Below are 26,051 nucleotides of genomic sequence, written 5' to 3'. Positions count from 1 at the left end.
GCTTCATGAGGGCAGGAGCCGTGCACAAATTTCTCTGTACAGGTTCCGCGAAGAGCGGTCTCATGGGATGCATGAGGAATTACCTCACCGAGTATAGGTACGACCTGCAACGCACGTTCACGGGAACATCCGGAACGCCACCTGAGTGGGTGCCGCGCCTTGCAGAAGGGAACGACGCCGGATATCACCTTCCCGGCTCGGCCGTCTGGGCTGTGCATGGCTCCATGGCCACCATCGTGGCCGGAATCAGGGTCCTGCTGATGCAGTCCTTGCATCCCGGCGCGCTTGCGGGTGTTTACGAGCACTCCGGCTTCAAGGAGGACCCGCTCGGGCGGCTTGCCAGTACCGTGCGCTGGATCTTCACCGTCACGTATGGCTCCAAAGAGGCCGCTGAGGCAGCAACCTACCGTGTCCGGAAGATCCACGAGCATGTCCGGGGAAGCTATGTGGACGGAACCGGTGCATCCCACCACTACTCCGCCAATGATCCCGAACTCCTCCGCTGGGTCCACGTCACCTACGCGGATTCCTTCCTAAGGGCCAATCGCATCTGGGGCCGCCCGATACCCGGCGGTCCGGACGCCTACGTCCGTGAGTGGGCCCAGGCTGGCCGGCTCATGGGAGTGGAAGACCCACCGCTCACCGAAGCCCAGGTGCGCCAGGAGCTGGAAGCCTGGTATGCCTCGGGGATCCTGCGCTCGGATGAGCGGCTGGCAGAAACCATTGCCTTCATCCGCCGCCCGCCCCTGAGCCCGTTGCTTCAGCCGGGCTACCGGATCCTGTTCGCTGCCGCCGTCGCAAGCCTTGAACCCAAGTACCGGGACATGCTGGGCCTTCGACCTGCCCGGCTGGGTCCGATCCCCCTGCCTGCCGTCACCACCGCCCGTGCTGTTCTGGGCATGGTCCGGCTGGCCCTGGGTTCACACGGGCCCAGCGAACTCGCAGCGCGACGGCGGCTGCAACGCTTGGGATACGCGGTTTGAGATCACCCCGCGAGAGAAGCTCGCACACAGGTGCGGGCTTCTCTTTTTAAAGACAGCCAGGCAGGACGTCGTTATGGACGACGTCCTGCCTGGCTGTCTTTACAATTCCGGCGTGTCTTGGTGGGACTAGATCAGGTGGTCCGAGAGGTGGTTCGGGGTACCGAAGCGGTGTGCCGTAATGGACACGGCCTGCTCGCGCAGGAACGGGAGCATCTCGATGCGGCCGGCCTGCGTCACTTCACCGTGGTAGACAGCAACGTCCGGGCGGCCACCCATGGCTGCGCTCAGCGCGGCGAAGTCGCCACCGATCAAGCGGATCCTGCCGGCGTCGAACTTTGCTGCACGAGCCAGCCACGCGGCGTCGTCCTCGATCCGGACGCTGACGCCCAGGTTCGCGAACACATTCACCACAGCATCGGGAAGCACGACGGCGGTGCTCACCTTGACGGCCGATCCCGCCACTGCACCGGCTGCTACTACGCGCAACAACTCAGCGAGCCGCTCGCCTTCGGACAGGCGGACCGTGACGGGGATCGGGCGGTAGCGGAACACGTTGCGCTCTGCCGTGAGCTCCGAGACGTCCTTGCGGGTGCCGAATTCGGATTCCCAAGCGGCGGCGTCGCTGAAGAGGGCCTGCTGGAGGGTTTGAAGTTCCTCGGCGGTCACGTCAGCGGACTTCGCAGCTGCGAGTACCTGGGCGGCTGCCCCTTGAAGCACCGTGCCACGCTTGGCCTTGGCTTCGGCGGGGAGCCAGCTGCCCAGACCGATGAGGTAGTTCGGTCCGCCGGCCTTGGTTCCGGCGCCAACGGCCGACTTCTTCCAGCCGCCGAACGGCTGGCGCTGGACGATCGCACCAGTGATTCCGCGGTTGACGTACAGGTTCCCGGCCTGGATGGTGTCCAGCCAGACGCCCATTTCAGCGGAGTCCAGGGAGTGCAGGCCAGCGGTGAGGCCGTACTCGATCTCGTTCTGGATGGCGATGGCTTCCTCGAGGGTCTCTGCGGTCATCACGCCAAGGACCGGGCCGAAGAATTCGGTGAGGTGGAAGTACGAGCCACGCTTGACGCCCGAACGGATGCCCGGGGACCACAGGCGGCCTGTCTCGTCCAGGCGCTCAGGCTTGATGGCCCAGGTTTCGCCTTCGCCAAGGGTGGTAAGGGCGTTCAGGAGCTTGCCGTTGGCCGGCTCGATGATCGGCCCCATCTGCGAGGTGGCGTTTTCCGGGTAGCCGACGGTCAGCGATCGGGCGGCATCGATCAGCTGGTTGTGGAAACGTGCACTCTTCGCCACCGAGCCCACCAGGATAACCAGCGATGCGGCCGAGCACTTCTGACCGGCGTGGCCGAATGCGGAGTACACGACGTCCTTAGCGGCAAGGTCCAGGTCAGCGCTCGGGGTCACGATAATGGCGTTCTTGCCGGACGTTTCCGCGAGCAGCGGAAGGTCCTGGCGGAACGAGCGGAACAGCTCAGCGGTTTCGTAGCCGCCCGTGAGGATGACGCGGTCAACGCTCGGGTGTGAGACCAACTGGGTGCCGAGTTCACGCTCTTCAAGCTGCACGAGCGCCAGGACTTCGCGCGGCACGCCAGCCTCCCAGAGTGCGTCCACCATGACGGAACCGGAGCGTCGCGCCTGCTTTGCAGGCTTAATGACGACGGCGGAACCTGAGGCGAGCGCTGCCAACGTGGAGCCTGCGGGGATCGCCACCGGGAAGTTCCACGGTGGGGTTACCACGGTGAGGTTCGCTGGGACGAAGGTGGCGCCGTCGACCTTTTCCAGGTCCTTGGCACGCTCGGCGTAATAGTGAGCGAAGTCGATTGCTTCGCTGACCTCGGGGTCGCCTTGGTCGATGGTCTTGCCGGTCTCGGAGGCCATGACCTCCAAAAGTTCAGCGCGGCGGGCTTCGAGGACCTCGCCGGCGCGGTGCAGGATGGCGGCGCGCTCGGCAGCGGGGCGGGCACCCCAGGCCTTACCGGCATCCACAGCGGTGGCGATGATGCGGTCCAGTTCGGCGGCGTCGGAGACCTTGGTGGATTCCACGATCTTGTTGCCGGCAGTGGACCCGGGGATGCGCTTGAGGATGTCACGGCCCCAGGCGCGGTTTGCCGGGAGTGCCGGGTCCGTGTCCGCCGTGTTGCGGAAGCCCTCCAGTGGGGCCGGCTCGGCTGGCAGGCGGCGGTCCTGCTTGCGGTTGGGACCCGGGACCTCGTCCGTCATGCGGGCCAGGGAGTTCAGGAAACGCTCCTGCTCGCGCTTGAAGAGAGCTTCATTTTCGCTCAGTTCGAAGACCGCGGACATGAAGTTTTCCTGGCTGGCGCCCTCTTCCAGGCGGCGGATCAGGTACGCGATGGCGACGTCGAACTCGCCAGGGTGGACCACCGGTGTGTAGAGCAGAAGGCTGCCGACGTCCTTGCGGACAGCCGTGGCCTGGCCGGTTGCCATACCCAGAAGCATTTCAAACTCAATACCCTCCGTAACCCCGCGCTGCTTGGCGAGCAACCATGCGAAGGCGACATCAAACAGGTTGTGGCCGGCTACACCGATGCGGACGGCGTCGATGTGCTCCGGGGTAAGGGCGTAGTTGATGACGTTCTTGTAGCTGGTGTCCGAGTCCTGCTTGCTGCCCCAGGTCGCCAGCGGCCAGTCATGCAGGGAAGCTTCTACCTGTTCCATGGGCAGGTTGGCACCCTTGACGACGCGGACCTTGATGGGCGCACCACCCTGTGCGCGGCGTGCAGCGGCCCATTCCTGCAGTTCCTGCATGGCACCGAGCGCATCCGGGAGGTATGCCTGGAGCACGATACCGGCCTCGAGGTTCTTGAACTCCGGCATGTCCAGGATCCGCTTGAACACCGCAATGGTCATGCTGAGGTCCTTGTACTCCTCCATGTCCAGGTTGATGAACTTGGGCTTGGGGAAGGATGCAGCGAGCCGGTACAGCGGCGTGAGCTTCTCCACCACGTGATCCACGGCCTCGTCGAAAGCCCATGGCGAGTGCGGTGCCACGGTGGAGGATTCCTTGATGGAAACGTAGTCAACGTCTTCGCGGGCCAGGAGCTTGAGCGTGCCATCCAGGCGGCGCTGTGCCTCGTGCTCACCGAGGACAGCCTCACCCAGGAGGTTCACGTTCAGGTGAACGCCGTCCTGCTTGATTTTGGCGATGGCCGGGCCGAGCTTGGCGTCGGTGGCGTCCACAATGAGGTGGCCCACCATTTCGCGGAGTACCCGGCGGGCGATCGGGATAACTACCTGCGGGACGATCGGAGCCATGACGCCGCCCACGCGGACAGCGCTGCGCATGTACCACGGGAGGAACTTGGGCACCTTCGGGGCCAGCTCGGCGAGCTTGCGGCCGGCGACCGACAGATCCTCAGGGCGGATGACGCCGTCGACGAATCCGACCGTGAAGTCAAGGCCATTAGGGTCCTTCAAGACACCTGCGAGCCGCTGGGCGGACACGTCCACGGGAATCTTGCTGGCTTCAGTAAGCCAGTGGCGGACCAACGCGATGGCTTCCTGTGCCAGTGCATCGAACTGCCCGGAATCCTGGGTGCGCGGGGCGGCGGCAACCGGGAGGGTGCTGGTCATTGGAGCTCCTTCTGAGGCGGAGAAGTTTGTTTGTTTCCATCAGTATGGATCTACAATCACGTTAGGAAAAGCGATCTTTTCTGACGAATATTCATTACCCATTCCGATTCTTTGGAGGCCGCCTTGCTGGACGTCCGCAGGCTGCGTTTGCTGCACGAATTGAAGATCCGCGGAACGCTGGCTGAGGTGGCCGATGCCATGCAGTACAGCCCCTCTTCCGTGTCCCAGCAACTGACCCTGCTGGAGAAGGAAGCAGGCGTCGAACTGCTCCGCAAGGCCGGCCGCCGGGTACAGCTGACACCTCAAGCCGAGATCCTGGTTGCACACACCGCCGCCCTCTTGGAGACACTGGAACGCGCGGAAACCGAGCTGGCGGCGTCACTGTCCACAGTCACGGGAACCGTCCGGCTGGCCGTTTTCCAGTCCGCCGCACTTGCGTTGCTGCCTGACTTCCTCAGCATCATGCGCCAGGAGTACCCGGAAGTGCGCGTTGAAATGACCCAGCGCGAACCCGAGACGGCCCTTTACGAGACCTGGGCGCGCGACTTCGACATCGTCGTCGCGGAGCAATATCCCGGACACGCCGCGCCGCATCACCCGGGGCTGGACCGGGCAACACTGACCAGCGACGCCATCCGGCTGGCAACTCCCCCGTTAGGACTGGGCGGGGAGCTTGTTGCCTCACTGGCAGACACCGCTGACATGCCCTGGGTCATGGAGCCCCGTGGCGCCGCCTCCCGGCACTGGGCCGAGCAGGCCTGCCGTTCCGCTGGCTTCGAACCGGACGTCCGATTCGAAACGGCCGACCTCCAAGCGCAGATCCGACTCATTGAATCGGGAAACGCCGTTGCCCTCATGCCGGACCTCGTCTGGACAGGCCGGACCCGCCCCGTCCAGCTACTGGACCTCCCCAGCCTGCCAGCGCGGACAGTCTTCACGTCCACCAGGACGGCCGGCCGGATCCACCCCGCGATTCTTGCGTGCCGCGAAGTACTGGAGCGCGTGGCCGCGGCGCAGCAAGTGGACGCCGGGCAGCAAGTGGATGCCGGGCAACAAGTGGATGCTGGCTAGCTTCCGAGAACGCAAAAGGCCCCGGTCCAGGGACCGGGGCCAAACGCGGAGAATGGGGGATTTGAACCCCCGAGGGCGTTAACCCAACACGCGTTCCAGGCGTGCGCCATAGGCCGCTAGGCGAATTCTCCTTGCTTCCGAATCGAAAGCAGATACTACTGTACCTGAGAATTTCGGCATCGTGTAATCGGGCCGGCGGGACCTCCAGGCGGGTCGGTCAAAACCCCGCCTTAACGGAAAAATGGACGCCCCCAACGCGCCCATTCTTGCGGTATCACCGTTGAGCTGCCGGGTCCGGCCCCTCGCCCCCAGGCCCCGCAGCTCACAATCTTGAGATTGCCCCAATCGGTGTACATACCCATGGTCCGCTGTGACCCGGAGATATGCAATGGTGTGGACCGCTTTGGAGCCGAAGTTACTGACAGGATGTTCCCATGACGCAGCTCCACGCCCTGGTCGTTTACGTTCCCGAGACCCACACTCCAGCCCTCCTGAAAGCGATCGGGGACGCCGGCGCAGGACGGATCGGCGACTACTCGCATTGCTCATTCACTTCGCCCGGCACTGGCCACTTCACTCCCCTGCCGGGCGCGCAGCCGTTCATCGGCGACGTCGGATCAAGCGAACATGTCCCGGAGACCCGGGTTGAGTGCGTGGTTGAGGAGGACGTGCTCGACGCCGTTGTGCTGGCTCTGCACGCGGCGCACCCCTACGAGGAGCCGGCTTTCATGACATGGCCGGTAAGGGGGTGGCGGTGATACCGGACGAGGTTTTGTTTTCAAGGATTGTCGGCCTTGGATTCCGGGAGTACAGTCGCCCCATTGCCGGAAGTACCTGCCTTGGAGGACCCGATGAAGCTGCGCAAATTCTGGTTGGGGTTCGCTGCCGCACTGCTGTCCATGGGGCTCATGTCCCCGCAGGCTGCAGTCGCCGTCCAATACGACATCGACTCGGCCAACAGTCTCCAGGTTGTGGTCAACAAGCACCGGATACTGAATCCGCCAAGCTATGTCCCGGCGTCACTTACGCGGGTTTCAACTGAACGGCTGCGCTCAGAGGCTGCAACGGCATACAACTCGTTCGTGAAGGCAGCCAAGGCGTCAGGGGTCAACGTCCGGGCCACCAGCGGATACCGCTCCTACTCTCAACAACAGAGTCTCTACGCTGACTACGTCGCGCGATACGGCCAGGAGACCGCCGATACCTTGGCTGCGCGCGCAGGTTACAGCGAACACCAGACCGGCCTGGCCATGGACATCGGCAACGCCAGCGGCGTCTGTGCTCTGCAAGCTTGCTTCGCCGATACTCCTGTTGGACGTTTCGCGGCCACGGACGGTTGGAAATACGGGTTCATCATCAGGTACCCGGCCGGGGCGCAGAGCATCACAGGCTACGAATATGAACCGTGGCATCTCCGGTTCGTGGGCGTGGAGATCGCCACAGATATGAAATCCAGGGGAATCACAACGCTTGAGCGATATTTCGGGCTAGAGGACGCGCCTGACTACCTGTCTTAAGTCCCGCCGGAATCCGGCCCCGACCACCCGTCGTCGAGCGTTTTCCACAGCCCTCTGCGCCGATTCGAACCAATAACCAAGTTCAGGTAAGCTTGTCGACGGCCCCTCATGTGGCGTCATCCTGTTGAACTCCCCCAGGACCGGAAGGTAGCAAGGGTAGATGGGCTCTGGCGGGTGCATGAGGGGTCTCTTATTTAAAATGTCAGTCCCTATAGGTAGGTTTCACTTGTGACTGTTACAACTGCCCTGTATCGAAGGTATCGCCCGGACTCTTTCGCGGACGTTATCGGGCAGGAACACGTCACCGAGCCCCTGATGACGGCCCTGCGGAAGAACCGCGTGAATCACGCCTACCTCTTCTCCGGCCCCCGCGGCTGCGGCAAGACCACCTCCGCGCGCATCCTGGCCCGTTGCCTTAACTGCGCCGAGGGACCCACCGACACCCCCTGCGGCAAGTGCCCCAGCTGTATCGAACTCGCGCGCGGCGGCTCCGGCTCCCTGGACGTTATTGAGATTGACGCCGCCAGCCATGGCGGCGTGGACGACGCCCGTGATCTTCGCGAGCGCGCAACTTTCGCCCCGGTGCGGGACCGCTACAAGATCTTCATCATCGACGAAGCCCACATGGTCACGTCGGCTGGCTTCAATGCGCTCCTGAAGATCGTCGAAGAGCCGCCGGAACACATCAAGTTCATCTTTGCCACCACGGAGCCGGACAAAGTCATCGGCACCATCCGCTCGCGCACGCACCACTACCCCTTCCGGTTGGTGCCGCCCGAGCCGCTCATGAAGTACCTTGAGTTGCTCTGCCACCAGGAGAACGTTCCCGTGGCTCCGGGCGTGCTTTCGCTCGTTATCCGAGCCGGCGGCGGTTCCGTCCGCGATACCTTGTCCGTGCTTGACCAGCTCATGGCGGGCGCAGGACCCAACGGCCTCGACTACGAGCTCGCGGTTGCGCTTCTCGGCTACACGCACGCTTCCTTGCTGGACGATGTCGTGGACGCCGTCGCAGCTGCTGATTCCTCAACTGTCTTCCGTGCCGTTGACCGCGTCATCCAGACCGGGCACGATCCCCGGCGTTTCGTAGAAGACCTCCTGGAACGCTTCCGGGACCTCATCATCGTCCAGGCGATGCCGGAGAGCGCACAGGCCATCCTCCGCGGCGTGCCCGAGGACCAGATTGCCCGGATGCGCAACCAGGCTACAAACCTGGGCGCTGCGGAGCTTTCCCGCGCGGCGGACGTCACCAACACGGCGCTCACGGAAATGACCGGAGCCACGTCCCCGCGGCTGCACTTGGAACTTCTCTGTGCGCGCATCCTGCTGCCAAGCTCCGAGCAGACTGAACGGGGCATTGCGGCCCGGATCGACCGCGTGGAGCGTCGGCTGAACTACGCCGGCGACGCGGGGGTCCCGGCTGCCGCCTCTGGCACACCTTCCGCCGCGGCTTCTGCACCGGCGGTTGCCCCCGTTGCCCAGTCGGCTCCCGCGCAAGCGCCGGCGGCAGCTGAATCGGTCCCGACTGGGGCTCCAGCACCCGCACCAGTTCAGGCACAAGCACCTGCACAAGCACCAGTTCAAGCGCCTGCACTTGCACCTGTGCCGGAAACGTCGTCAACGCCCGTGTCCCGCGAGCAACTTTCCGCGCCCCGCGTCACCACAAATGACTGGCCGGTGGACGAGCCGACGGCTACACAGCGTCCCGGCCAGAATGCTCCCTCGACGAAGCCACCCGCTGCGACGGCCCCTCCCGCCGCACCGCAACCGGCTCCGCAGAGTACACCCGCCCCACAGACTGCACCCGTTTCCCAGCCGGCCCCCACGTCAAAGCCGGCGCCAGCCGCTGGCGGAGACGTCGAAGCACTCCGTCGAGCGTGGCCCGAAGTCCTGCAGACGCTGACCAAGATCAAACGCAGCACCTGGGCCTTGGTTGAACCCAATGCCCAAGTGGCACAGTTCGACGGTCAAGTGCTGACACTCGCCTTCACCACCGGTGGGCTCGCCGGTGCTTTTGGGCGCGCAGATCACTCCGAGAACCTTCGCCAGGCAATCCACAAGACCATCGGCATCGACTGCCAGATCGTCGCAGTGGCTGGCGGCAACAGCTCAGCGAGCTCTGAGCCAAACCCAAAAGCACCTACTAGCCGGGATGTTCCGGCGTCACCTGGCACCGCAGCGCCGTCGGCAGCCCCAGACCCTACCCAGGCGCCTGCCCACGTGCCGGCCGCAGCCCCGAAGCCTGCATCGTCAGTCGACTCTGCCTGGGGCCTGGCCCCCGCTGCCCCTGAGGTAGCAACACCGGTTCCGGCCAGGCCGGAGTTAGCGACCCCAAACGCAGCTATTCCAATCGCAACCATCACCGTCCAGGCAGAATCAACGACGCCGGCATCCTCGCCAGCTCCTGCCGCAGAGGCGGCGGCTTCCGTAGAAACTCCGGCTCCTACCCAGGAACCAGCTGGAGACTACGCCTACCCTAACGAGGATTGGGGTCCTCCGCTCGACGAAGATGCGCCGCCGCTGGACGAAGAACCGCCGATGGATTGGGAACCGTCACCCGCATTTTCCGCCTCGAACAGCACGCCGGCGGCCGCTTCCGGGGAACGTCAGGCTACGTCGGGGTCATCGCAGCCAACGCGTGAGCCGCATGCCGCTGCAACCTCGGCCACTGCAGCTACCACGTCGTCACAGCCATCGGCCTCGCAAGATCCCTGGTCAAGGGCAGTAGAACAGGCACCTGGCACATGGGTAGTTGGCACTGAATCCAATGTGGGCGCCAGGCCCCAGTCACCCATCGAGTCCGACACTGGCGCGTCGAATGTCCCTGTCTATGAACCGGCAGTGGCGCAAGCCCCGGCAAATGACATTCCAGACGCCCCGGCCCCTGCGACCACCACCTATGGCCACGCAACCAACGCCGATCAAAACGGCTCTTTGGGCTGGGACGTCGCCCCGGCGTCGAGTTGGCCCGGCACGGCACCGGCGACCACCCCAGCACCTGCGGCGTGGCCCACTACAGCCACGGAAACCCAGCCCGCTGGCGGCTCCCTTGCGACGCTTGAGGAGGGCACGCCGTCGAGCGCTCCGTCGGCTCGTCAGAGCCTGTACCAGCGCTTGACCAACAGTCCCGAAGCCCAAGCCGGACGGGTGCAGGCGCCCGTGCGGACGCAAGCCAGGCCGGAGCCGGCGCCGGAGGATATCCCCAGCCCGGAGGACGAGACGATCGAGGAATCGAGGGTCTTTGGGCGGGCTGCCGTCGAGCGTATTCTGGGCGGAAAGCTGATCGAAGAGCGCGCCTTGGACGGTTCTCCCCTGCAACCCCGCTGATGACAGCATCAATACCAAACAAACGAGGACATTTTGTACGAAGGTGCAGTTCAAGAGCTGATTGACGAGCTCGGCCGGCTTCCCGGTGTGGGCCCGAAATCGGCACAGCGCCTGGCGTTCCACATCCTTGAGGCAGATCCCGAGGACATGAAGCGGCTCGTTACGGCCATCACCACGGTGAAGGAACGGGTCAAGTTCTGCACTGTGTGCGGCAACGTCACCGAGCAGGAAATGTGCAACATTTGTCGCGATCCTAGGCGGGATCCGTCCGTCATTTGCGTGGTTGAGGAGTCCAAGGACGTTCTCGCTGTAGAGCGCACGCGTTCCTTCCGCGGCCGGTATCACGTGCTGGGAGGAGCCATCAATCCCATTGCGGGCATTGGCCCGGAGCAGTTGCGGATCCGCGAACTCCTCACACGCCTCAACGACGGCGCCATCCAGGAAATCATCATCGCCACGGATCCCAACCTTGAGGGCGAGGCCACTGCCACCTACTTGGCCCGCATGCTCAAGTCGATCGGGATCACCGTCACGCGGTTGGCTTCCGGCCTGCCAGTGGGTGGGGACCTTGAGTACGCCGACGAAGTCACGCTTGGCCGGGCGTTTGAGGGCCGACGGAACGCGCTGACGTAAGGCGGCGCGAGGACAACCAGCGCCCCGGCAGGAGCACCAAGGCAGCAACCGCTGCCTGAATCACGAGGCCAGTGACAGCGACGGGCACCGGAGGCGCAAGCTGATCACTTGATTCCCCTCCGATACACGGAACATCACGGCTCGGTCCATCGGCGGCCCACTGCAAGCCGGACAACACCCATGTCAGTTCATGCTCCTTGGGGAGCGTCTCGGCGGCGATGCTACCGAAGAGCAGGATCGGATTGGACGCTGCCAGCCAAGCAACCCACTCTGTATGCGCCACTTCCACGGGGCGCAGTTGCCCAACGCACTCGTATGCTGTGATCCGTCCTGCATCGTCCCGCTCCACGTTGATGGGCACTGACGCTTGGTCCATCACCGCCGTCCCCGGAATCAGCGCGATGGTAGCCGCTACGTTGCCCAGGCACAGGAATGCCACCAGCGCCGCAGCCAACGCAACACCTGCCGCCGTTCGGCCCGAGCAGGCGCGGGCACCGGCGCCTATGAGTCCAAACAACACAATTTCAAGGACAACAACCACGACGCCGGCACCCGCCAACGCGATCGGCCCGCCGACGGCCATGCCCACGATGAGCAGCAAGATGCCGGACGGCACCGCGAAGGCTGCCCCGCGGAACATTCCGGCGAACAGCACACCTAAGAATGTTCGAACTGTTTGACGGAAGCCCCACACTGCCCCGAGGAGTGCAGAAACGACTGCCATAAAACCGGCCATCAGTATGTACGTGGCGCTTGGCAGACTGGATTCGAACCATCCGTTGGCATCGCCGAAGGCCACCACAGCTGTGGCCATCGCCCAGGCCAGAATCAAGGCGGACGCGCACGCCAACCAGAACCACCACGATTGCAAGGACATGCGGCAGTCAACCCACGCCTCCCGCACAGCGGCTCCAAGAATGCCGGCGATCCCAGGTTGATGGTTCAGCCTGTGTTCACTCCCCGCGGTCCCGTCATGCCGCGGAAACCGGTCGTCGATTACGCCGCCGCCGATCACTTCGTATTCCGATTCGCTGCGCGCCGGCCCCGGGTCCTCCGGGTTCTCAGGAACCCTGGCCATGGCACCACGCAATGCTCATAAAAGGGATCGTACGCCCGGGGACCTGCTGCTGAAACAGACTGTGTGGCCGCCATGTGGTCACAATTCCTACCAGCCCTGCACACGGCGATAAACTGGCCAAATAAGCTACGCAGGCGTGCTCCAATTTCGATTTTGGCATGCCGCGTTCGAACCCTATTGATGCAGTGAGGGTGCGCGCATGACTATGCCCACTACCGAAGTGAAGATCGACGAGCTCTCCGACGGAGCTGCCATTACCAAGCAGCTGATCGTTCAGAAGTTCGGCGGTTCCTCGGTTGCCGATGCTGATGGCATCAAGCGGGTCGCTCAGCGTGTTGTGGATGCGCAGAAGGCCGGCAACGAGGTTGTGGTTGTTGTTTCCGCCATGGGAGACACCACAGACGAACTCCTGGACCTCGCAGGCCAGGTTACGGACTCCGCTCCTGCCCGCGAAATGGACATGCTCCTTTCCGCCGGAGAACGAATTTCCATGGCACTGCTTGCCATGGCCATCAACAAGTTTGGCGCCTCCGCCCAGTCCTTCACGGGCTCCCAGGCAGGCATGATTACCGACGGCATCCACGGCAAGGCCCGGATTATCGACGTCGACCCCCACCGCATCCGCACCGCCCTGGACAAGGGACACATTGCGATCGTTGCGGGCTTCCAGGGCATGAGCCGCAGCACCAACGAGATCACAACGCTGGGTCGTGGCGGCTCGGACACCACGGCCGTTGCCTTGGCTGCAGCGCTCGAAGCCGATGTTTGCGAGATTTACACGGACGTGGACGGCATCTATACCGCCGATCCCCGTGTTGTGTCGTCGGCCCAGAAGATCGACCGCATCTCCAGCGAGGAAATGCTGGAACTTGCTGCTTCCGGCGCCAAGATCCTGCACCTGCGGTGCGTTGAGTACGCCCGCCGTTTCGGCGTGCCGCTGCACGTCCGTTCGTCATTCAGCCAGCACGAAGGCACGTGGGTCATCCCGGGCGCCGATGAAAAGTTCACGATTCAAGAGGGAGTTGCCTTGGAGCAGCCAATCATCTCCGGCGTTGCACACGACCGGTCCGAAGCCAAGGTCACCGTTGTAGGCGTGCCGGACATTCCGGGCAAGGCCGCTGCGATCTTCCAGGTGATCGCGGACGCGCACTCGAACATCGACATGATCGTGCAGAACGTGTCCACCCACGGCACGGGCCGCACGGATATCTCGTTCACGCTTCCCATCGTCGAAGGCGCCGATGCCTTGGCCGCCCTGCGTGCAGCTGAAGACCAAATCGGCTTCGAGAGCATCGAATACAACGAGCACGTTGGCAAGCTGTCCCTGATCGGCGCGGGAATGCGTTCACACCCCGGCGTTTCGGCAACGTTCTTCAAGGCCCTCTCCGACGCCGGCATCAACATCGACATGATCTCCACCTCGGAAATCCGCATCTCGGTTGTCACGAGCGCCGATGCCCTGGATGACGCCGTCCGCGCCATCCACGCTGCATTCGAGCTCGACGGCGACGCTGAAGCTACCGTTTACGGCGGCACGGGCCGCTAGGGCCACCAAGCCTTACAAAACAAGGAGGACCGGAGCAAGTGAACTGGTCCCCGAAAGTTGGACTCTCAAATTGGTGAGGTCTCCACTTTAGCGGCCAGCGACCGGCTCTTCTGAGAAGGCTCCGTCCCCACTTGGGACGGAGCCTTCTTCGCGTGGCGGTATGCCCGTCGTCAACAGGTGCTGTCGGCGGGCGTGTTGGCTGGCATATGCCTCTCTATGTGCTCAGGTCGACACGGTCCGCACCGGGTTGGTCTCACGCCGCAGCGGCGGCGATATCCAGACTTTTCATCCGCACGCCCGCGCTGTTGGTCCTCATCTTGGCGAGCAACCGGCCGGCGATCGGCAGCCGGGCGAGGCGTATCATCGCGGTCCGAAGCAGCAACTCGGCGCGGTTGCCTGGGGTGAAGAAACTGCGCATGTTCACACCGCTGCCGAGGTGGTGGTCGACGAACGGTCGCAGGTGGTCCTCCCAGTCCTGCAGCGCTCGTGGCACGTCATGCGGGTGGCGCTCCAGCATGGTGCCGAGCAGGTCGGCCCCGGCCAGGCCGGTGGATGCCCCCATGCCGGAGTAAACGGTCAGGCACCACGCGGCGTCGCCGACGAGCACCACTCGCCCGCTGTGCCAGTGGTCGAGGTGCACCTGTTCGGCGGAGTCGAACAGGTGGTCGGGGGCCTTCTCGAACTGGTCGAGCAGCCAACCGAGCGTTGAGCCGGTGGGCTCGGGGCCGTAGGCGGCGCGCAGCGAGTCGATGGCTGGCCGGGTGAACTGGGCGTCGACGTCGTCGGTGCGGTAGGAGAGCAGCACCGTCGGCGGACGGTCGGCGAACGGGAACACCCAGGCTGATCGGCCCTCCTCGGCCATGATCAGCCCGTCGTGTAGGCGGTAGCCGGGTACCGCCTCGGGCAGGCTGTACGCGGCGATCATGTAGTTCATTGGACGGATCGGGCTCTGCTCGGGCTCGAACGCAAGACGGCGCACCGTCGAGCGCAGTCCGTCTGCCCCGACCACCAGGTCGAACCGTTCGACGGTCGTCGTCTCCGTCGTCAGGTCGCGGATCTCTACGTCCACCCCGGCGAGGTACTGGTCTAGCGCGCTCGGCACGGTCGCGTACCGGATCTCCACTTCGTCGGGCAGGGCGGTGAAGGCCGCGTCTTCGACGTCGCCCCGCAATACGAGTCGAGACCCGCCGAACACATCGGCGTAGCTTAGACCGCGGCGGCGCCGGTCCGTGCGGTCGACTTCGTAGCTCACGGCTTCCGGAGCGACGCGATTGGGCACGGCATCGGCGATGCCCAGCCGTTCGGCGGCGGCGATCCCGGTCCCGAACAGGGCGATGAAGTATCCGCCGCGGCGCCGCTCGGGGGCCTTCTCCAGCACCACCACGTCCCAGCCCGCGCGATGCAGTCGCAGCGCGGAGGCGGTCCCGCTGATCCCGAGGCCGACCACCAGGGCCCGCTGTCGCAATGTCATGTTCTTGTCCATGGGATTGGGCGCGTCGAACGTCTCTTCAGCAGCAATCATGGGATCTCGTGCCTTTCGGGAGTGGGTGGTTTCGACGCCGGTGCGTTCAGACATGGGGTGTCGGACCCGGTCCAGCCGCGTGCAGGGCCGCGTCGGTGTCCGCTATGGCCAGCATCCTGTTGATGTCGGCCCCGGCCAGTGCGCCGGCCGCTGCGGAGGCCCCGACCTGGGCGGTCAGATCGGTGGCGTTGCCGGCCACCCACACTCCAGGCACCTCTGTGATGCCGGCCGTGCCGGAGGCGAAGCTGCGGCCCTTGTTCGGCAGGTCCTGGTCGGGCAGGTGCAGACCTTCCAGGCCCTGGGCGCGGATCTGCAGCTGCGCGAGGACCGCGAGGATCCGGCGGGCCACGACCTGGCCGTCGGCCAGGCGTACCTCGGCGAGGGCGCCGTCGGCGTCGTTGACGACCTCGGTGACCGGGGTGTCGATGACGCGGATGCCCCGGGCGGCGAAGCGGGCGCGGTTGTCCTCGTCCAGGTCGGTGCCGTGGGTGAAGTAGGTCAGGTCCTCGGTCAGCTGACGGTACAGATACGCGTGGGCGATGGAGAGCGGGCCGGTGGCGAGGATACCGATGGGTTCGTCGCGGACCTCCCAGCCGTGGCAGTACGGGCAGTGCACCACGCTGTGCCCCCAGTGTTCGGCGAGCCCGGGCACGTCCGGCAGAACGTCGGTGAGGCCGGTGGCCACGAGGATGCGGCGGGCGGTGATGCTGCGGCCGTCGGCGAGGGTGACGGTGAACCGCAAATCCCCGTCAGCTGAGGGGGCGGCGGGCTCAGCCGAGACCACCTCGCCGAGGACGATGCGTCCGGCGTAGTGGCGCACGTGCTCCCGTCCCCGTCGAAGGATCTCGGACGGCGGCGTGCCGTCCAGGGCGAGGAGGCCGTGCACGGCTTCCGCTGGCGCGTTGCGGGGGTAGCCGCTGTCGATCACGACGACCGAGCGGCGGGAGCGGGCGAGGATCAGAGCGCCGTTCAGTCCTGCGGCGCCGCCTCCGATCACCACCGTGTCGATAGTGCCTTCGGCCAGTTCGTCACTCGTGAATGGAGGAGTCGTCTCAGTCATGGTTTGGTCAGCCTTTCGGGTTCTGGACGGTTGTCGGGTTGGTTGCGCGGCGAGGGTCGGGTGAGCCACTCGCCACCCATGTCGTGATCCGTTCCGCGATCGCTTCGGGGGCTTCGATGTGCAGGAAGTGGCCGAGGTCGGGGACGACGGCGCGCACGTGCGGAGCGGCGTATCGATGCCGGTCGTCGACGTTCGGGGGGAGGATGCAGTCATCGTCTGCGCCGTGGATGTGCAGCAGGGGCACCGTGATGGGGTGGGAGAGGCGGCGTGCAGCCTTCAGCATGCCCAGGCGGGTCATCGCCCGGTAGTACTTGAGGGGCGCGGGGAAGCTCGCTCCGAGGTGCTCGTGTAGCTCCGCGTGGAGAGCCGGGTCGAGGGTCAGGTTTGGTGACCATTGACGCCAGAGGCGGTCGATGAGGGCGAAGTCGCGGGCTCGGGCGATCATGCCGCTTCCGGGAAGTTGGAAGAAGGCCATGTACCAGCTCCGGCGGAGTTGGGCGGGGCGGGGCCGGCCGATGAATGTGAGGGGGTGGGGGATAGCGAGCGTGACTGCGCGTTTGATGCGCTCCGGCGCGGTGACGGTGGTGTCGTACGTGATGAAGGCGCCCCAGTCGTGGCCAATGAGGTCCACCTGGCGCTGGGGAGACCACTGCTCGATCAGCGCGACCACGTCGCTGGTCAAGGATGCGAAATCGAATGGACCCGCCGTCGGGGACGGGGCGTAACCGCGAAGCCAAGGCGCGAGGACGTAGCGCCCCTGGCGGCCGAGTTCGGCGAGGAACGCCTTCGCCGTCGGCGGGTGGTCCGGGAATCCGTGCAGGAAGATCGTTGGTTGACCTGTGGGGTCACCGCCCTGCAGAGCGTGAAAAGTGCCATGCGGCAAGTCGAAAGTGACGTGTTCGAAGTCCATGCGTGTTGAGCCTGTTTCGAGAGGGGTCGGACGGGAGATGCTGGTGCTGGCTTCGGTGTCAGCCGGCCAGTTGGTTGAGCTTGCGGATCTGTTTGTCGAAGGTGCGCGAGGGCACGAACCGGCGCAGGACGCTCACGCGTCCGGCCATCGAACCGGCGGTGTACCTGGGTGCGGGCTTGGAGTCCGTGGCGGCAGCGACGATCACTTTTGCGACAACATCGGGGTCATCGGCGGTACGTAAAGCGGTGGCCAGTACGTCTCGGGAGACCTCCCGCTGTGCGGAGTAGACCGGCAGTGGCGAGTCCGGTGCCAGGCTGCTCGCCTCGAAACTCGTGCTTGTAAAGGCCGGCTCGACCAGCAGCACCCGGACGCCGTGCTCGCGAAGCTCGTGGTCGACGGACTCCGAGTAGCCCTCGACTGCATGCTTGGTGGCGGCGTAGATAGCCATGAAGGGGGCTGGGATCAGACCGAGTACCGAGGAGACGTTGACCACACGGCCACTGCCCTGGGCGCGCATGTGGGGCAGCACTGCGTTTGTCATCCGCATCAGGCCGAAGACGTTGATGTCGAAGACCTCCTTGGTCTGGTTGATCGAGCTTTCCTCGCCGGCGCCGACGGCGCCCACGCCTGCGTTGTTGACCAGGACGTCGGTCCGACCAAACCGTTCGATCACCTTCTCGACCAGGGAATGGACCGATTCGTCGCTGGCTACATCGAGATCGAGGAACGACACCCCGGCAAGCGGGCGGGCGTTCGCGGCGTTTCGGCTCGTGCCGACCACCGCGAAGCCGGCGTCTACGAGGGCACGAGCTGCTGCCCGCCCGATTCCTGAGGAAGCGCCCGTCACGAGGGCCACTGGGAGAGCTGTCTGCATGTTGGTTCCTTCGACTATAGGCGTGACTTCGCCGCGCCAGATATGGGGAGTCAGACATTTATGTACTGAACAGTCAACAACGCTAGGCGGTTCTGTACTGATTTGTCAATTACGACCTTTCGGCTCTATCTTGTATGTATGGCGAGACCACGAACCTTCGACCGCGACCACGTTCTCCATGCCGCCGAGCGGCAATTTCGCGAGTCGGGCTACAACGGCACGAGCGTCGACGACATCAGCGCAGCAACCGGCCTGGGCCGCGGCAGCCTCTATGCCGCTTTCGACGGCAAACACGGCGTGCTGGTGCAAGCGATGACCGGATACTTCAACCGGTTGGGAAACGTTCCGGCGAAGGTTCTCGCCGGAACGGACGACGGCGCACTGGAACGGCTCCACAGCTACCTGCTCCGCGCCGTCCACGGGGTGCCTCTAGCCGACGATGTGCCTCCAGCTTCCGACCGGGCGGCGGCTGCGTGCTTCGCGGGCAAGATGGCCCTGGAGATCGGCGCCTCAGACGCCGAGGTGCAGCGCCTTGCTGCCGAATGTTTCTCTATGCTCGTGACGGCGGTGGCCGAGTGTGTGCGCGCGGCGCAGCGCAACGGAGACATCGACCCGGATGCCGATGCTGAAGATCTGGCATTCCTCGTGCTAACCGTGATCCGCGGGACCGACATCGTCGGTGCATACGGCCACAGCCCTGCCCGCTTGACCCGGATTGCCGAAAGCGCGTTCGCGTTGCTGCCACGCGTGAGCCGCCGCTGAGGAGGGCGCAGCCGAGCGGCTGAACGCAGCCCGGCGATTTACCAGCAGATATATCGTGCCGCGCTGCTGCGGGTGGCTCCGTATTGAGGATTTGGACGCTGTGGCATATCTTCCCTGAGGTGTCCAAAGAAGTTCTCTACGACGGTTTGTGAGATCTTCACTTTAGCGGTCAGTGATCGGCTCTTCACGGAAAGGCCCCATCCCAAAGTGGGGGACGGAGCCGAGACCGCACCCCGGACGCTTAGCTACCTGCGGATGCTCCAGGACACGCCGTCACTGTCAGGCACTACGAGAAGCACCTCGGACAACGAACTTCTTCCATGCATAAAACTGCTCCCCGGTCCTCCTTGCATTAATGCCCGGATGGAGCCAGCAGGACGTCGATGAGCTGCCTCAGTCCCTCCGCCATGTCCACGTCTTTGTCATAGAGCCACTGCAACTGCAGTCCATCGAACGCCGCAACGACCAATCTGGACAGAATGGCGGCGTCAACGTCGGTCCGGACCTCGTTGGATTGCTGTCGACGGGCGATGTCCTCTGCTATCTCCCGCACCACTGCCTCGTAACGTTCCTTGAAGTAAGGGTGTGAGTCGTGCGCAGGGTGGTTGGCCGTGGCGGACGCTACTGCGTAGAGCGTGGTCAGTCCAGGTTCCGTTCGGTTCCGCTCGGCGATTGCGGGCATCAGGTGTATCCCCACACCTTCGTTACCGCTTGCGGCCAAGGACCGGCGGTCGCGCTCTGCCAGGACTGCGGTAAGAAGCTCCTGCTTGCCTTTGAAGTAATGGAACAGGGTGGCTTCCTTGACGCCGACCAGATCCGCGACGTGCTTAAGGGCTGTGCCTTCAAATCCCTCTGTGGCAAAGACATCGGTGGCCGTCTGGATGATCTGTTCGCGGCGCTCCGCACCTTTCGCGTATTGGCCGCGTGCCCTCGACATTGACATCCGCTCAGTCTATTTCACGCGCCAAAAATCGAGTTGGACTAGATTTATCGCTCAAAAACCTAGTCACGCTAGATTTTTGAGGCTAAAGTCGGTGTCAAGACCCGACGGTCCTGGGACTAGCGCCCGGAGTCTTCAACGCAGTGGACGCGGCCTTCCCCGTCACCCGTATCAAAGGAGTCAAGTAAATGAACCCCACATTGTCGGCCGCAGTCACGGCCCCGCAGGCCGGAGCGCCGGACGCCGAGGCCCGCATCCGGGAACTCGCACAGAGCCTCTCCCTGGAGCAGCAGATCCAACTACTGACGGGAGCGGACGTCTGGGCAACCCATTCGATCCCCGAGATCGGACTGAGCCGCGTCGTCCTGTCCGACGGGCCAGCAGGCGTCCGCGGCGAAGACTTCGACGAGCGGCACGACTCAATCTCCCTCCCGTCGTCGTCCGCCCTGTCCGCGACGTGGAGCGTGGAAACGGCACACCGCTACGGACAGGTCCTCGGCCAGGAGGCCCGCCGCAAGGGCGTCCACGCCGTGCTCGGCCCCACCATCAACCTTCATCGTTCGCCTCTGGGTGGACGTCATTTCGAGTGCATGAGCGAGGACCCGCGGCTCACGGCAACCATGGCCGCCGGGTACGTTGCCGGCGTGCAGTCCATGGGCGTAGGAGCGACTCCCAAGCACTACCTGGCCAACGAGGCCGAGACGGAACGCTTCACTTCCGACTCTGTAGTGGACGAACGCCCGCTGCGGGAGCTCTACCTGGCAGCGTTCGAAGACGCCATCACCGAGGCCCGCGCTTGGTTGGTCATGAGCTCGTACAACTCCATCAACGGCACCACGGCGAGCGAAAACAAGCTGCTCGAGACCCCGCTCTCCACGGAATGGGGCTTCGACGGCGTGGTGGTTTCCGACTGGACGGGAGTGCGCTCGATCGATGCCGCCAACGCCCACCAGGACCTGGAAATGCCGGGGCCTATAGGACATTGGGGCCCCAAGCTTCTGGCCGCCGTCAATGATGGCCGCGTCAGCCGGGAGGCCATCCTGGAAAAGGTCATCCGTATCCTCCGTCTCGCTGCCCGCGTCGGCTCCCTCGAAGGCTTCGAGCCCGCAGTCACCGGGCTCCCCGCCAAACTGGACGGGGCCGCCGTCGCGCGTGAAGTTGCCGTCCGCGGCGCCGTGCTGGTCCGTAACGAAGGCGGCATCCTGCCGCTGGACGCCGCGACGCTGAACAGCCTTGCCGTGATCGGCCACAACGCTGAAGAGGCACGCACGCAGGGCGGCGGAAGCGCCACGGTGATGCCCAAGTACACCGTCTCACCGCTTGAGGGACTGCGCAAAGCACTGCCCGACGGCGTCAAGGTCACCTACGCGCGCGGCGCCAAGGTGGCCGAGGGCCTTCAGGCGTTCCCCCGGACTTCCCTGCACAATCCGGTCTCCAACATCCCGGGGATCCGCGTTACGTTCCTTGCAGAAGACGGCACAGAGATCTCGGGCGAAGACCGCCTGGCGTCACACTTGATCTGGTTCGGCATCGGCATCCCGGAAGGCGCCGCCATCATCCGGATGGAAACCGACTGGACAGCCGACTCTGCAGGTATCCACCACCTCGGAGTGGGCACGGTGGGGCACATCCGTCTCTCATTGGATGGAGCCGAAGTCTTCAACGACGAGATCCAGGATGACACTGACGTCCTGGGTGCCGCCCTCTTCGATCCGCCCAAGACTGTTCACGCAGTTCAGACCGCAGCCCGCCAGCAGGTGCGTATCGAAGCCGAATATCGTCTGCCCAAGGAACAGATCATCCCGTTCACGGCAATCCTGCTGGGTGAAGAAACCGTGGTGGCGGATCCGCGGGCCGAAATCGACGCAGCGGTGGAAGCCGCCCGGGCTTCCGATGTTGCCGTGGTGGTCGTGGGAACCAATGCAGCCATCGAATCCGAGGGCTTTGACCGTAAGAACCTGGACCTCCCCGGGTTCCAGAACGACCTCGTAGAAGCTGTCGCGGCGGTCAATCCACGCACGGTGGTGGTTGTGAATTCGGGTTCACCTGTGGTGATGCCGTGGCTCGGGAAGGTAAACGCGGTGCTGCTGGGCTGGTTCGGTGGACAGGAGTTCGGCAGCGCGATTGCAGACATCCTGCTTGGTGCCGAGGAACCTGGCGGCCGCCTCCCAACCACGTGGCCGGCAGCCTTGGAGGATGTCCCGGTCCTGAACACCACTCCCGTGGACGGCAAAGTGGTGTACTCCGAGGGAATTCACGTGGGCTACCGGGCGTGGCTCAAGCAGCAGGGCGAAGGTGGTCCTGCTCCGGCGCTGCCTTTCGGCTTCGGGCTCGGGTATACGACATTCGAGTTGGGCACCGCCCACGCACCACAGTCGGTCACGGCCGGCAACGATGTGGTTGTGCACGTCCCGGTGAAGAACTCCGGCACGCGTACGGGACGTGAAGTGGTTCAGGTCTACCTCGAGCGCACCGATTCCGCTGTGGAACGTCCGGTCCGTTGGCTGGCAGGCTACGCAGGAACCCACCTTGCTCCAGCGGGGACTGACAGCGTCGAAGTCCGGATCCCGGCAAGGGCTTTTGCGCATTACGACGGCGGCTGGCAGTTTGAGCGTGGAAGCTTCCGCTTGCTGGTGGGTCGCCATGTTGCGGATAGCTTCCAGACTCTGGACATCGAGGTGCGGTAATAATAGAGGGCAATTGGCGCGGCGTGGCGGCCTTTTTTGGGCCGCCACGCACGTGGTTTTCGCCACAAGCGCCGTATCTGGGGTATGGTATGGAATTTTCATGGCATGCTGTACGTTGCATACCCGGTAACCCCCTAACACGAAGAGGCATCAAAAAGTGGCAGCCGACTACGACGAACTCCGTACCGATGTAAAAGAGAACCAGGAGCAGTCCCTCCAGGCGCTCCAGTCCGCCAGCGCCCCCACGGCCAAGAGCGTGGTTCTTGAACTCGACGAAACCGACGGCCTGGACGCCAACGGTCCCGGTGGCGAAATCGTCGCCGAAGAACTGATTATCCAGGTCATCCCCCAGGCAAACGACGAGTTCACTTGTAACTCGTGCTTCCTGGTCCGCCACCGTTCGCAGATTGCCCGCGAAAAGGATGGCGTCGCCTACTGCACTGACTGCGAAGGCTAAAGACGGCCACCACCCCGGCGGAACATGAATCGTCAGGGAGTGCCGCCGTCGGGATTAATTGCGGAAGGACCGGAGCACGTGCTCCGGTCCTTCCGCAATTAACTACTTGTCGCCCGGTTCCTGTCTGCCCTCCTGATCGGGCTCGGACAGTCGCTCCTCGTCGGTGTATTCAGGTGCGACCACCGGCGAAAGAGCGTCACCAAGCAGACCGGCAGCCTCCCTGCCATCCTCTGGAGCAGGCCGGTCCGGCGACTTGTCGTCCTCCAGCGGAGTGTCCGTCATAGCCCGCCTCCTTGTCCGCCGATCATCTTCTGGCGTCGGCGATTGCTCACCCTGAGTTGAAGAATCCGCGCACCGCCGGCCAGCGCCACCAGCACGCCTCCTCCAACAGCTGCGATGAACAGCGTGGTGCCGAGGGCGAGCGCCCCTTCCAATCCGAAGAACCGAACGGTGACCATGTCCTGGTTCTGGACGAAGAAGACGATCAACAGGACCAACACCACCAGGCCCACAGCTACGGCCACCCAGATTGCTGCTGTCCGTGTAGGGCGGGAATTGCCCGGAGCCACCCGCGACTGTGGGTAGTCCGCCCGTCCAGGACCTCCCCGGGCCATTGCGGCATCATCTTGAGCGCTCATTGACAGCCCCCTCATTTCCCAGAACGTATGCGTGCTCACCACATGTCCATGCACTCATATAATAAGCATGCTTATAAGTGGCTCAACAGTGGCCCGGGCATAAGGGCTGCCCTACATAAGGAAGGACCGGAGTTCGCGGTCCGGTCCTTCGGTATTTGGGTGCCGTTGTTACTGTCGGTCACACGCTGTAGTCGGTTGAAGTTGGCCCGGGATCGTCGTTGCGGACGGCGTAGTGATGGCCTTCCGAGTCGGTCTCAACGTCGAAGTGCTTCAAATCTTCCTCGGAAGCCGTTTCGAAGTCGTCGTGCTTATGCACAACAGGGGCATCCGTGTCCCCATGGGTTGCTGGTCCGAATACGGACTGCAGCCGCTCGGTCACGTGCTGAAAGTTTTCCAACTTGCGTCCCATGTTCTTCCACCTCCTTTCAACGGGAGAGAGAAAAGCGGCAGGACGGCGCATGCCGTACCAGTACGCCAATTTTACGCCCGCGGACCAGAAAAGGCGCAGAATCCCAACAGGCGAAAAGGCTTAGCGCAGGGACTTGTCGTCCGGATTACGGGGAACCACGTATGTGCTGCCATCCGGACGGCGAAGGGTTTCCCATTGCTGGGTCTCCGCTTCGCGTTGGGCCAGGAGCCTGCGGTTGGCCTCGGTCATTTCGTGATCAATGGAGCTGCTGTGTGCGGGGCCAAAGATGATCCTCAGCTTTCCGGTAGCGCGCATGAACTTCTGGGTAAACGATTCCTTTGCCACGCGGATCGACTCCTCTTGTAGACGCTTCAACAAGTTCATAGTACGCTAACAATTAGTGCACTAACTAATTGGCGGGAAGGCAGTCATGACCCAGACGGATGAGACAAGCCAGGCCAGCGAAACTGACGACCTCCTTTTGGAGCGCCAGCTGTGCTTCGCGCTGACGGTTGCCTCGCGGAGCGTGGTGGGTATCTACAAGCCCATCCTCGAGCAACTAGGGCTCACCCATCCGCAGTACCTTGTGATGCTTGCACTCTGGGAGCGGAGCCCCAGGACTCTTAAGGACATCAGCGACAGCCTCCTCCACGAACCCGCCACTTTGTCCCCACTCCTGCGCCGACTCGAGGAAGCCCATCTCATCACCCGCGAGCGCGTACCGGGCAACGAGCGGGCTCTTGCCGTCAAGCTGACGGAAAAGGGGGCAGCGCTTCGGGATCAGGCAACGGCGGTTCCTGGTGCAATCCGGGAGCGCCTGCACCTCAGTCGCGAGGAGGTGGCCGAACTCCACGAGGCTATGACCGGCCTCATCGCGGCAACCCAGCGCAGCGGCACCTGAGACCCACCGCAAGGCAACCAAGCGCCGCCCGGGTCCCTGCTCAGCGCGCCAAGGTGAGAATCTCGGCCCCGTCGTCGGTGATGGCTATTGTGTGCTCACTGTGGGCTGTACGGCAACCTGTGGCGCTTCTCAGCGTCCAGCCGTCGTCGTCGGTAATGAGTTCGGCGGTGTCCGCCATGACCCAGGGCTCCAGTGCCAGCAGTAATCCGGGACGCAATTTGTACCCACGGCCCGGCCTCCCGGCATTGGCGATGTGCGGGTCCTGGTGCATCGTCGATCCGATGCCATGACCACCGAACTGGGTATTGATCGGGTATCCGCCCGCACTGAGGACCGAGCCTATGGCATGGGAGATATCACCGATGCGGGCGCCAGGTCCGGCCACGGCTATCCCTGCGCTCAAGGCCCGCTCGGTTGCGTCGATCATTGCCAGGCTGTCCAAGGGCTTTGAATCGCCCACTGTGAAGCTGATAGCGGAGTCCGCAGCGACCCCGTTCTTGGAAACGGCGAGGTCCAGGGATACGAGGTCGCCGTCAGCAAGCGTGTAGTCGTGAGGCAGTCCATGGAGTACAGCATCGTTGACGGACGTGCAGATGTAGTGCCCAAAAGGACCGCGTCCAAAGGACGGCGAATAGTCGACGTAGCAGGATTGAGCCCCGGCATCGATGATCATGGCTTGAGCCCATTGATCAATCTCCAAGAGGTTGACGCCCACCATGCTGCGACCTTTCATCGTTTGAAGGATGTCGGCCACCAAGGCACCGACCTCCCTTGCCCGATGCAGTTCGGTGCGGCTCAGAATCTCGATCATGCGGCGCCTTTCCCCTTCAACCAATAACTATCCCGGCCATATTATCCCGGTATTAGAATTGGAGCCATGGTCAGATTGCCACTCACAGCTGAAGAGGTCGAACGCGGGCAGCGTCTCGGCGCCATGTTGCGTCGAGCCCGGGGAGGGCGCTCCATGCTGGAAATTGCACTTGAGGCCCAGGTTTCACCGGAGACACTGAGGAAAATTGAGTCCGGACGTGTGGCCACCCCGGCATTCCAGACCATCGCAGCGATAGCCGATGTCCTCGGGCTGTCCCTCGATGAGGTGTGGGCAGGGATCAGCCAGCCCGAAAGCATTGCCGCACCGGCATAAAATGGCA

General features: G+C 63.8%; 24 protein-coding genes, 1 tRNA gene and 1 other RNA gene. 13 read left to right on the top strand and 13 right to left on the bottom strand.

All coding sequences use genetic code 11. From position 1 onward, the window contains the following. Positions 1–62: 62 nt before the first annotated feature. Positions 63–983 carry an oxygenase MpaB family protein gene (locus tag LDN90_RS03085; RefSeq protein ID WP_216921865.1) on the top strand — a complete coding sequence of 307 codons (921 nt, stop codon included), beginning with the start codon at positions 63–65 and terminating at the stop codon, positions 981–983. A gap of 126 nt (positions 984–1,109) precedes the next feature. On the opposite strand, the gene LDN90_RS03080 is transcribed toward LDN90_RS03085, so the two are convergent. After that, on the bottom strand, positions 1,110–4,571 hold the full coding sequence (locus LDN90_RS03080; protein ID WP_216921867.1) for a bifunctional proline dehydrogenase/L-glutamate gamma-semialdehyde dehydrogenase: 3,462 nt from the start codon (positions 4,569–4,571) through the stop codon (positions 1,110–1,112). Positions 4,572–4,694: 123 nt separating this feature from the next. Between LDN90_RS03080 and LDN90_RS03075 the strand changes: the two genes are divergently transcribed. Next, on the top strand, positions 4,695–5,642 hold the full coding sequence (locus LDN90_RS03075; protein WP_223947875.1) for a LysR substrate-binding domain-containing protein: 948 nt from the start codon (positions 4,695–4,697) through the stop codon (positions 5,640–5,642). 46 nt (positions 5,643–5,688) lie between these two features. Here LDN90_RS03075 and LDN90_RS03070 read toward each other — a convergent pair. Further along, positions 5,689–5,773: transfer RNA gene (locus LDN90_RS03070), tRNA-Ser, on the bottom strand. A 303-nt stretch (positions 5,774–6,076) separates the two neighbouring features. Between LDN90_RS03070 and LDN90_RS03065 the strand changes: the two genes are divergently transcribed. The 5 genes from LDN90_RS03065 (at position 6,077) to recR (ending at position 11,116) form a co-directional block, all read left to right on the top strand. Then, on the top strand, positions 6,077–6,400 hold the full coding sequence (locus LDN90_RS03065) for a hypothetical protein (RefSeq protein ID WP_223947874.1): 324 nt from the start codon (positions 6,077–6,079) through the stop codon (positions 6,398–6,400). Positions 6,401–6,436: 36 nt separating this feature from the next. Then, complete coding sequence (locus tag LDN90_RS03060) at positions 6,437–7,159, top strand: M15 family metallopeptidase (protein WP_223947873.1); 723 nt, start codon at positions 6,437–6,439, stop codon at positions 7,157–7,159. Positions 7,160–7,256: 97 nt separating this feature from the next. Continuing rightward, positions 7,257–7,353: signal recognition particle sRNA small type (gene ffs, locus LDN90_RS03055), an RNA gene on the top strand. Between the two features lie 34 nt (positions 7,354–7,387). Next, positions 7,388–10,483, top strand: a complete 3,096-nt coding sequence (locus tag LDN90_RS03050; protein WP_223947872.1) for a DNA polymerase III subunit gamma and tau — start codon at positions 7,388–7,390, stop codon at positions 10,481–10,483. 33 nt (positions 10,484–10,516) lie between these two features. Next, positions 10,517–11,116, top strand: a complete 600-nt coding sequence (gene recR, locus LDN90_RS03045; protein WP_216921891.1) for a recombination mediator RecR — start codon at positions 10,517–10,519, stop codon at positions 11,114–11,116. Here the strand turns inward: recR and LDN90_RS03040 are convergent. Beyond that, positions 11,070–12,194 carry a hypothetical protein gene (locus LDN90_RS03040; RefSeq protein WP_223947871.1) on the bottom strand — a complete coding sequence of 375 codons (1,125 nt, stop codon included), beginning with the start codon at positions 12,192–12,194 and terminating at the stop codon, positions 11,070–11,072. The two genes, recR and LDN90_RS03040, sit on opposite strands and share 47 nt — an antisense overlap. Before the next feature lie 199 nt (positions 12,195–12,393). On the opposite strand from LDN90_RS03040, the gene LDN90_RS03035 reads away from it, so the two are divergent. Then, entirely contained in the window at positions 12,394–13,740 is a 1,347-nt protein-coding gene (locus LDN90_RS03035) for an aspartate kinase (RefSeq protein ID WP_223947870.1), read from the top strand. Between the two features lie 253 nt (positions 13,741–13,993). On the opposite strand, the gene LDN90_RS03030 is transcribed toward LDN90_RS03035, so the two are convergent. From LDN90_RS03030 to LDN90_RS03015, 4 genes are read right to left on the bottom strand one after another with little or no spacing between them, the layout of a single operon-like run. Then, entirely contained in the window at positions 13,994–15,262 is a 1,269-nt protein-coding gene (locus tag LDN90_RS03030) for an FAD-dependent monooxygenase (protein ID WP_223947869.1), read from the bottom strand. Positions 15,263–15,308: 46 nt separating this feature from the next. After that, positions 15,309–16,322, bottom strand: a complete 1,014-nt coding sequence (locus tag LDN90_RS03025) for an NAD(P)/FAD-dependent oxidoreductase (RefSeq protein WP_223947868.1) — start codon at positions 16,320–16,322, stop codon at positions 15,309–15,311. Positions 16,323–16,329: 7 nt separating this feature from the next. Further along, the gene (locus tag LDN90_RS03020; protein ID WP_223947867.1) at positions 16,330–17,232 is read right to left on the bottom strand and encodes an alpha/beta hydrolase; all 903 of its coding nucleotides are present in this window, start codon (positions 17,230–17,232) and stop codon (positions 16,330–16,332) included. 58 nt (positions 17,233–17,290) lie between these two features. Continuing rightward, on the bottom strand, positions 17,291–18,106 hold the full coding sequence (locus tag LDN90_RS03015) for an oxidoreductase (RefSeq protein WP_223947866.1): 816 nt from the start codon (positions 18,104–18,106) through the stop codon (positions 17,291–17,293). 138 nt (positions 18,107–18,244) lie between these two features. On the opposite strand from LDN90_RS03015, the gene LDN90_RS03010 reads away from it, so the two are divergent. Next, positions 18,245–18,868, top strand: coding sequence for a TetR/AcrR family transcriptional regulator (locus LDN90_RS03010; RefSeq protein ID WP_223947865.1), 624 nt, complete (start codon positions 18,245–18,247; stop codon positions 18,866–18,868). A gap of 352 nt (positions 18,869–19,220) precedes the next feature. Here the strand turns inward: LDN90_RS03010 and LDN90_RS03005 are convergent, their stop codons facing one another. Next, a complete protein-coding gene (locus LDN90_RS03005) occupies positions 19,221–19,811 on the bottom strand; it encodes a TetR/AcrR family transcriptional regulator (RefSeq protein WP_223947864.1) in 591 nt (196 codons plus the stop codon). A gap of 185 nt (positions 19,812–19,996) precedes the next feature. Here LDN90_RS03005 and LDN90_RS03000 point away from each other — a divergent pair, with 185 nt between their 5' ends. Together LDN90_RS03000 and LDN90_RS02995 are read left to right on the top strand one after the other, a co-directional pair. Beyond that, the gene (locus LDN90_RS03000) at positions 19,997–22,495 is read left to right on the top strand and encodes a glycoside hydrolase family 3 C-terminal domain-containing protein (RefSeq protein ID WP_223947863.1); all 2,499 of its coding nucleotides are present in this window, start codon (positions 19,997–19,999) and stop codon (positions 22,493–22,495) included. Positions 22,496–22,652: 157 nt separating this feature from the next. Further along, the gene (locus tag LDN90_RS02995; protein WP_216921958.1) at positions 22,653–22,952 is read left to right on the top strand and encodes a DUF4193 domain-containing protein; all 300 of its coding nucleotides are present in this window, start codon (positions 22,653–22,655) and stop codon (positions 22,950–22,952) included. Between the two features lie 102 nt (positions 22,953–23,054). Here the strand turns inward: LDN90_RS02995 and LDN90_RS02990 are convergent, their stop codons facing one another. The 4 genes from LDN90_RS02990 to LDN90_RS02975 all read right to left on the bottom strand — a co-directional run bounded on the left by LDN90_RS02990 (position 23,055) and on the right by LDN90_RS02975 (position 24,344). Then, the gene (locus LDN90_RS02990; RefSeq protein WP_216921960.1) at positions 23,055–23,234 is read right to left on the bottom strand and encodes a hypothetical protein; all 180 of its coding nucleotides are present in this window, start codon (positions 23,232–23,234) and stop codon (positions 23,055–23,057) included. After that, the gene (locus tag LDN90_RS02985) at positions 23,231–23,566 is read right to left on the bottom strand and encodes a LapA family protein (RefSeq protein ID WP_223949223.1); all 336 of its coding nucleotides are present in this window, start codon (positions 23,564–23,566) and stop codon (positions 23,231–23,233) included. Before LDN90_RS02985 ends, LDN90_RS02990 begins: the two co-directional genes overlap by 4 nt. Before the next feature lie 202 nt (positions 23,567–23,768). Then, a complete protein-coding gene (locus tag LDN90_RS02980) occupies positions 23,769–23,999 on the bottom strand; it encodes a hypothetical protein (RefSeq protein ID WP_216921968.1) in 231 nt (76 codons plus the stop codon). Between the two features lie 120 nt (positions 24,000–24,119). Further along, a complete protein-coding gene (locus tag LDN90_RS02975; RefSeq protein ID WP_216921971.1) occupies positions 24,120–24,344 on the bottom strand; it encodes a hypothetical protein in 225 nt (74 codons plus the stop codon). 85 nt (positions 24,345–24,429) lie between these two features. Here LDN90_RS02975 and LDN90_RS02970 point away from each other — a divergent pair, with 85 nt between their 5' ends. Continuing rightward, positions 24,430–24,900, top strand: a complete 471-nt coding sequence (locus LDN90_RS02970; protein WP_223947862.1) for a MarR family transcriptional regulator — start codon at positions 24,430–24,432, stop codon at positions 24,898–24,900. 40 nt (positions 24,901–24,940) lie between these two features. Here the strand turns inward: LDN90_RS02970 and map are convergent, their stop codons facing one another. Further along, positions 24,941–25,711: a type I methionyl aminopeptidase gene (map, locus tag LDN90_RS02965; protein ID WP_223947861.1), complete on the bottom strand. Its 771-nt coding sequence runs from the start codon at positions 25,709–25,711 to the stop codon at positions 24,941–24,943. 66 nt (positions 25,712–25,777) lie between these two features. Between map and LDN90_RS02960 the strand changes: the two genes are divergently transcribed. After that, on the top strand, positions 25,778–26,044 hold the full coding sequence (locus LDN90_RS02960; RefSeq protein ID WP_223947860.1) for a helix-turn-helix transcriptional regulator: 267 nt from the start codon (positions 25,778–25,780) through the stop codon (positions 26,042–26,044). Positions 26,045–26,051: the final 7 nt, after the last annotated feature.

It is taken from the genome of Arthrobacter sp. NtRootA1 (genome assembly GCF_019976975.1).
In the GTDB taxonomy this organism is placed as follows: Bacteria; Actinomycetota; Actinomycetes; order Actinomycetales; family Micrococcaceae; genus Arthrobacter; species Arthrobacter aromaticivorans.
The sequence above is the reverse complement of the archived record's forward strand: the minus strand, read 5'-3'. Positions and strand labels throughout refer to the sequence as shown.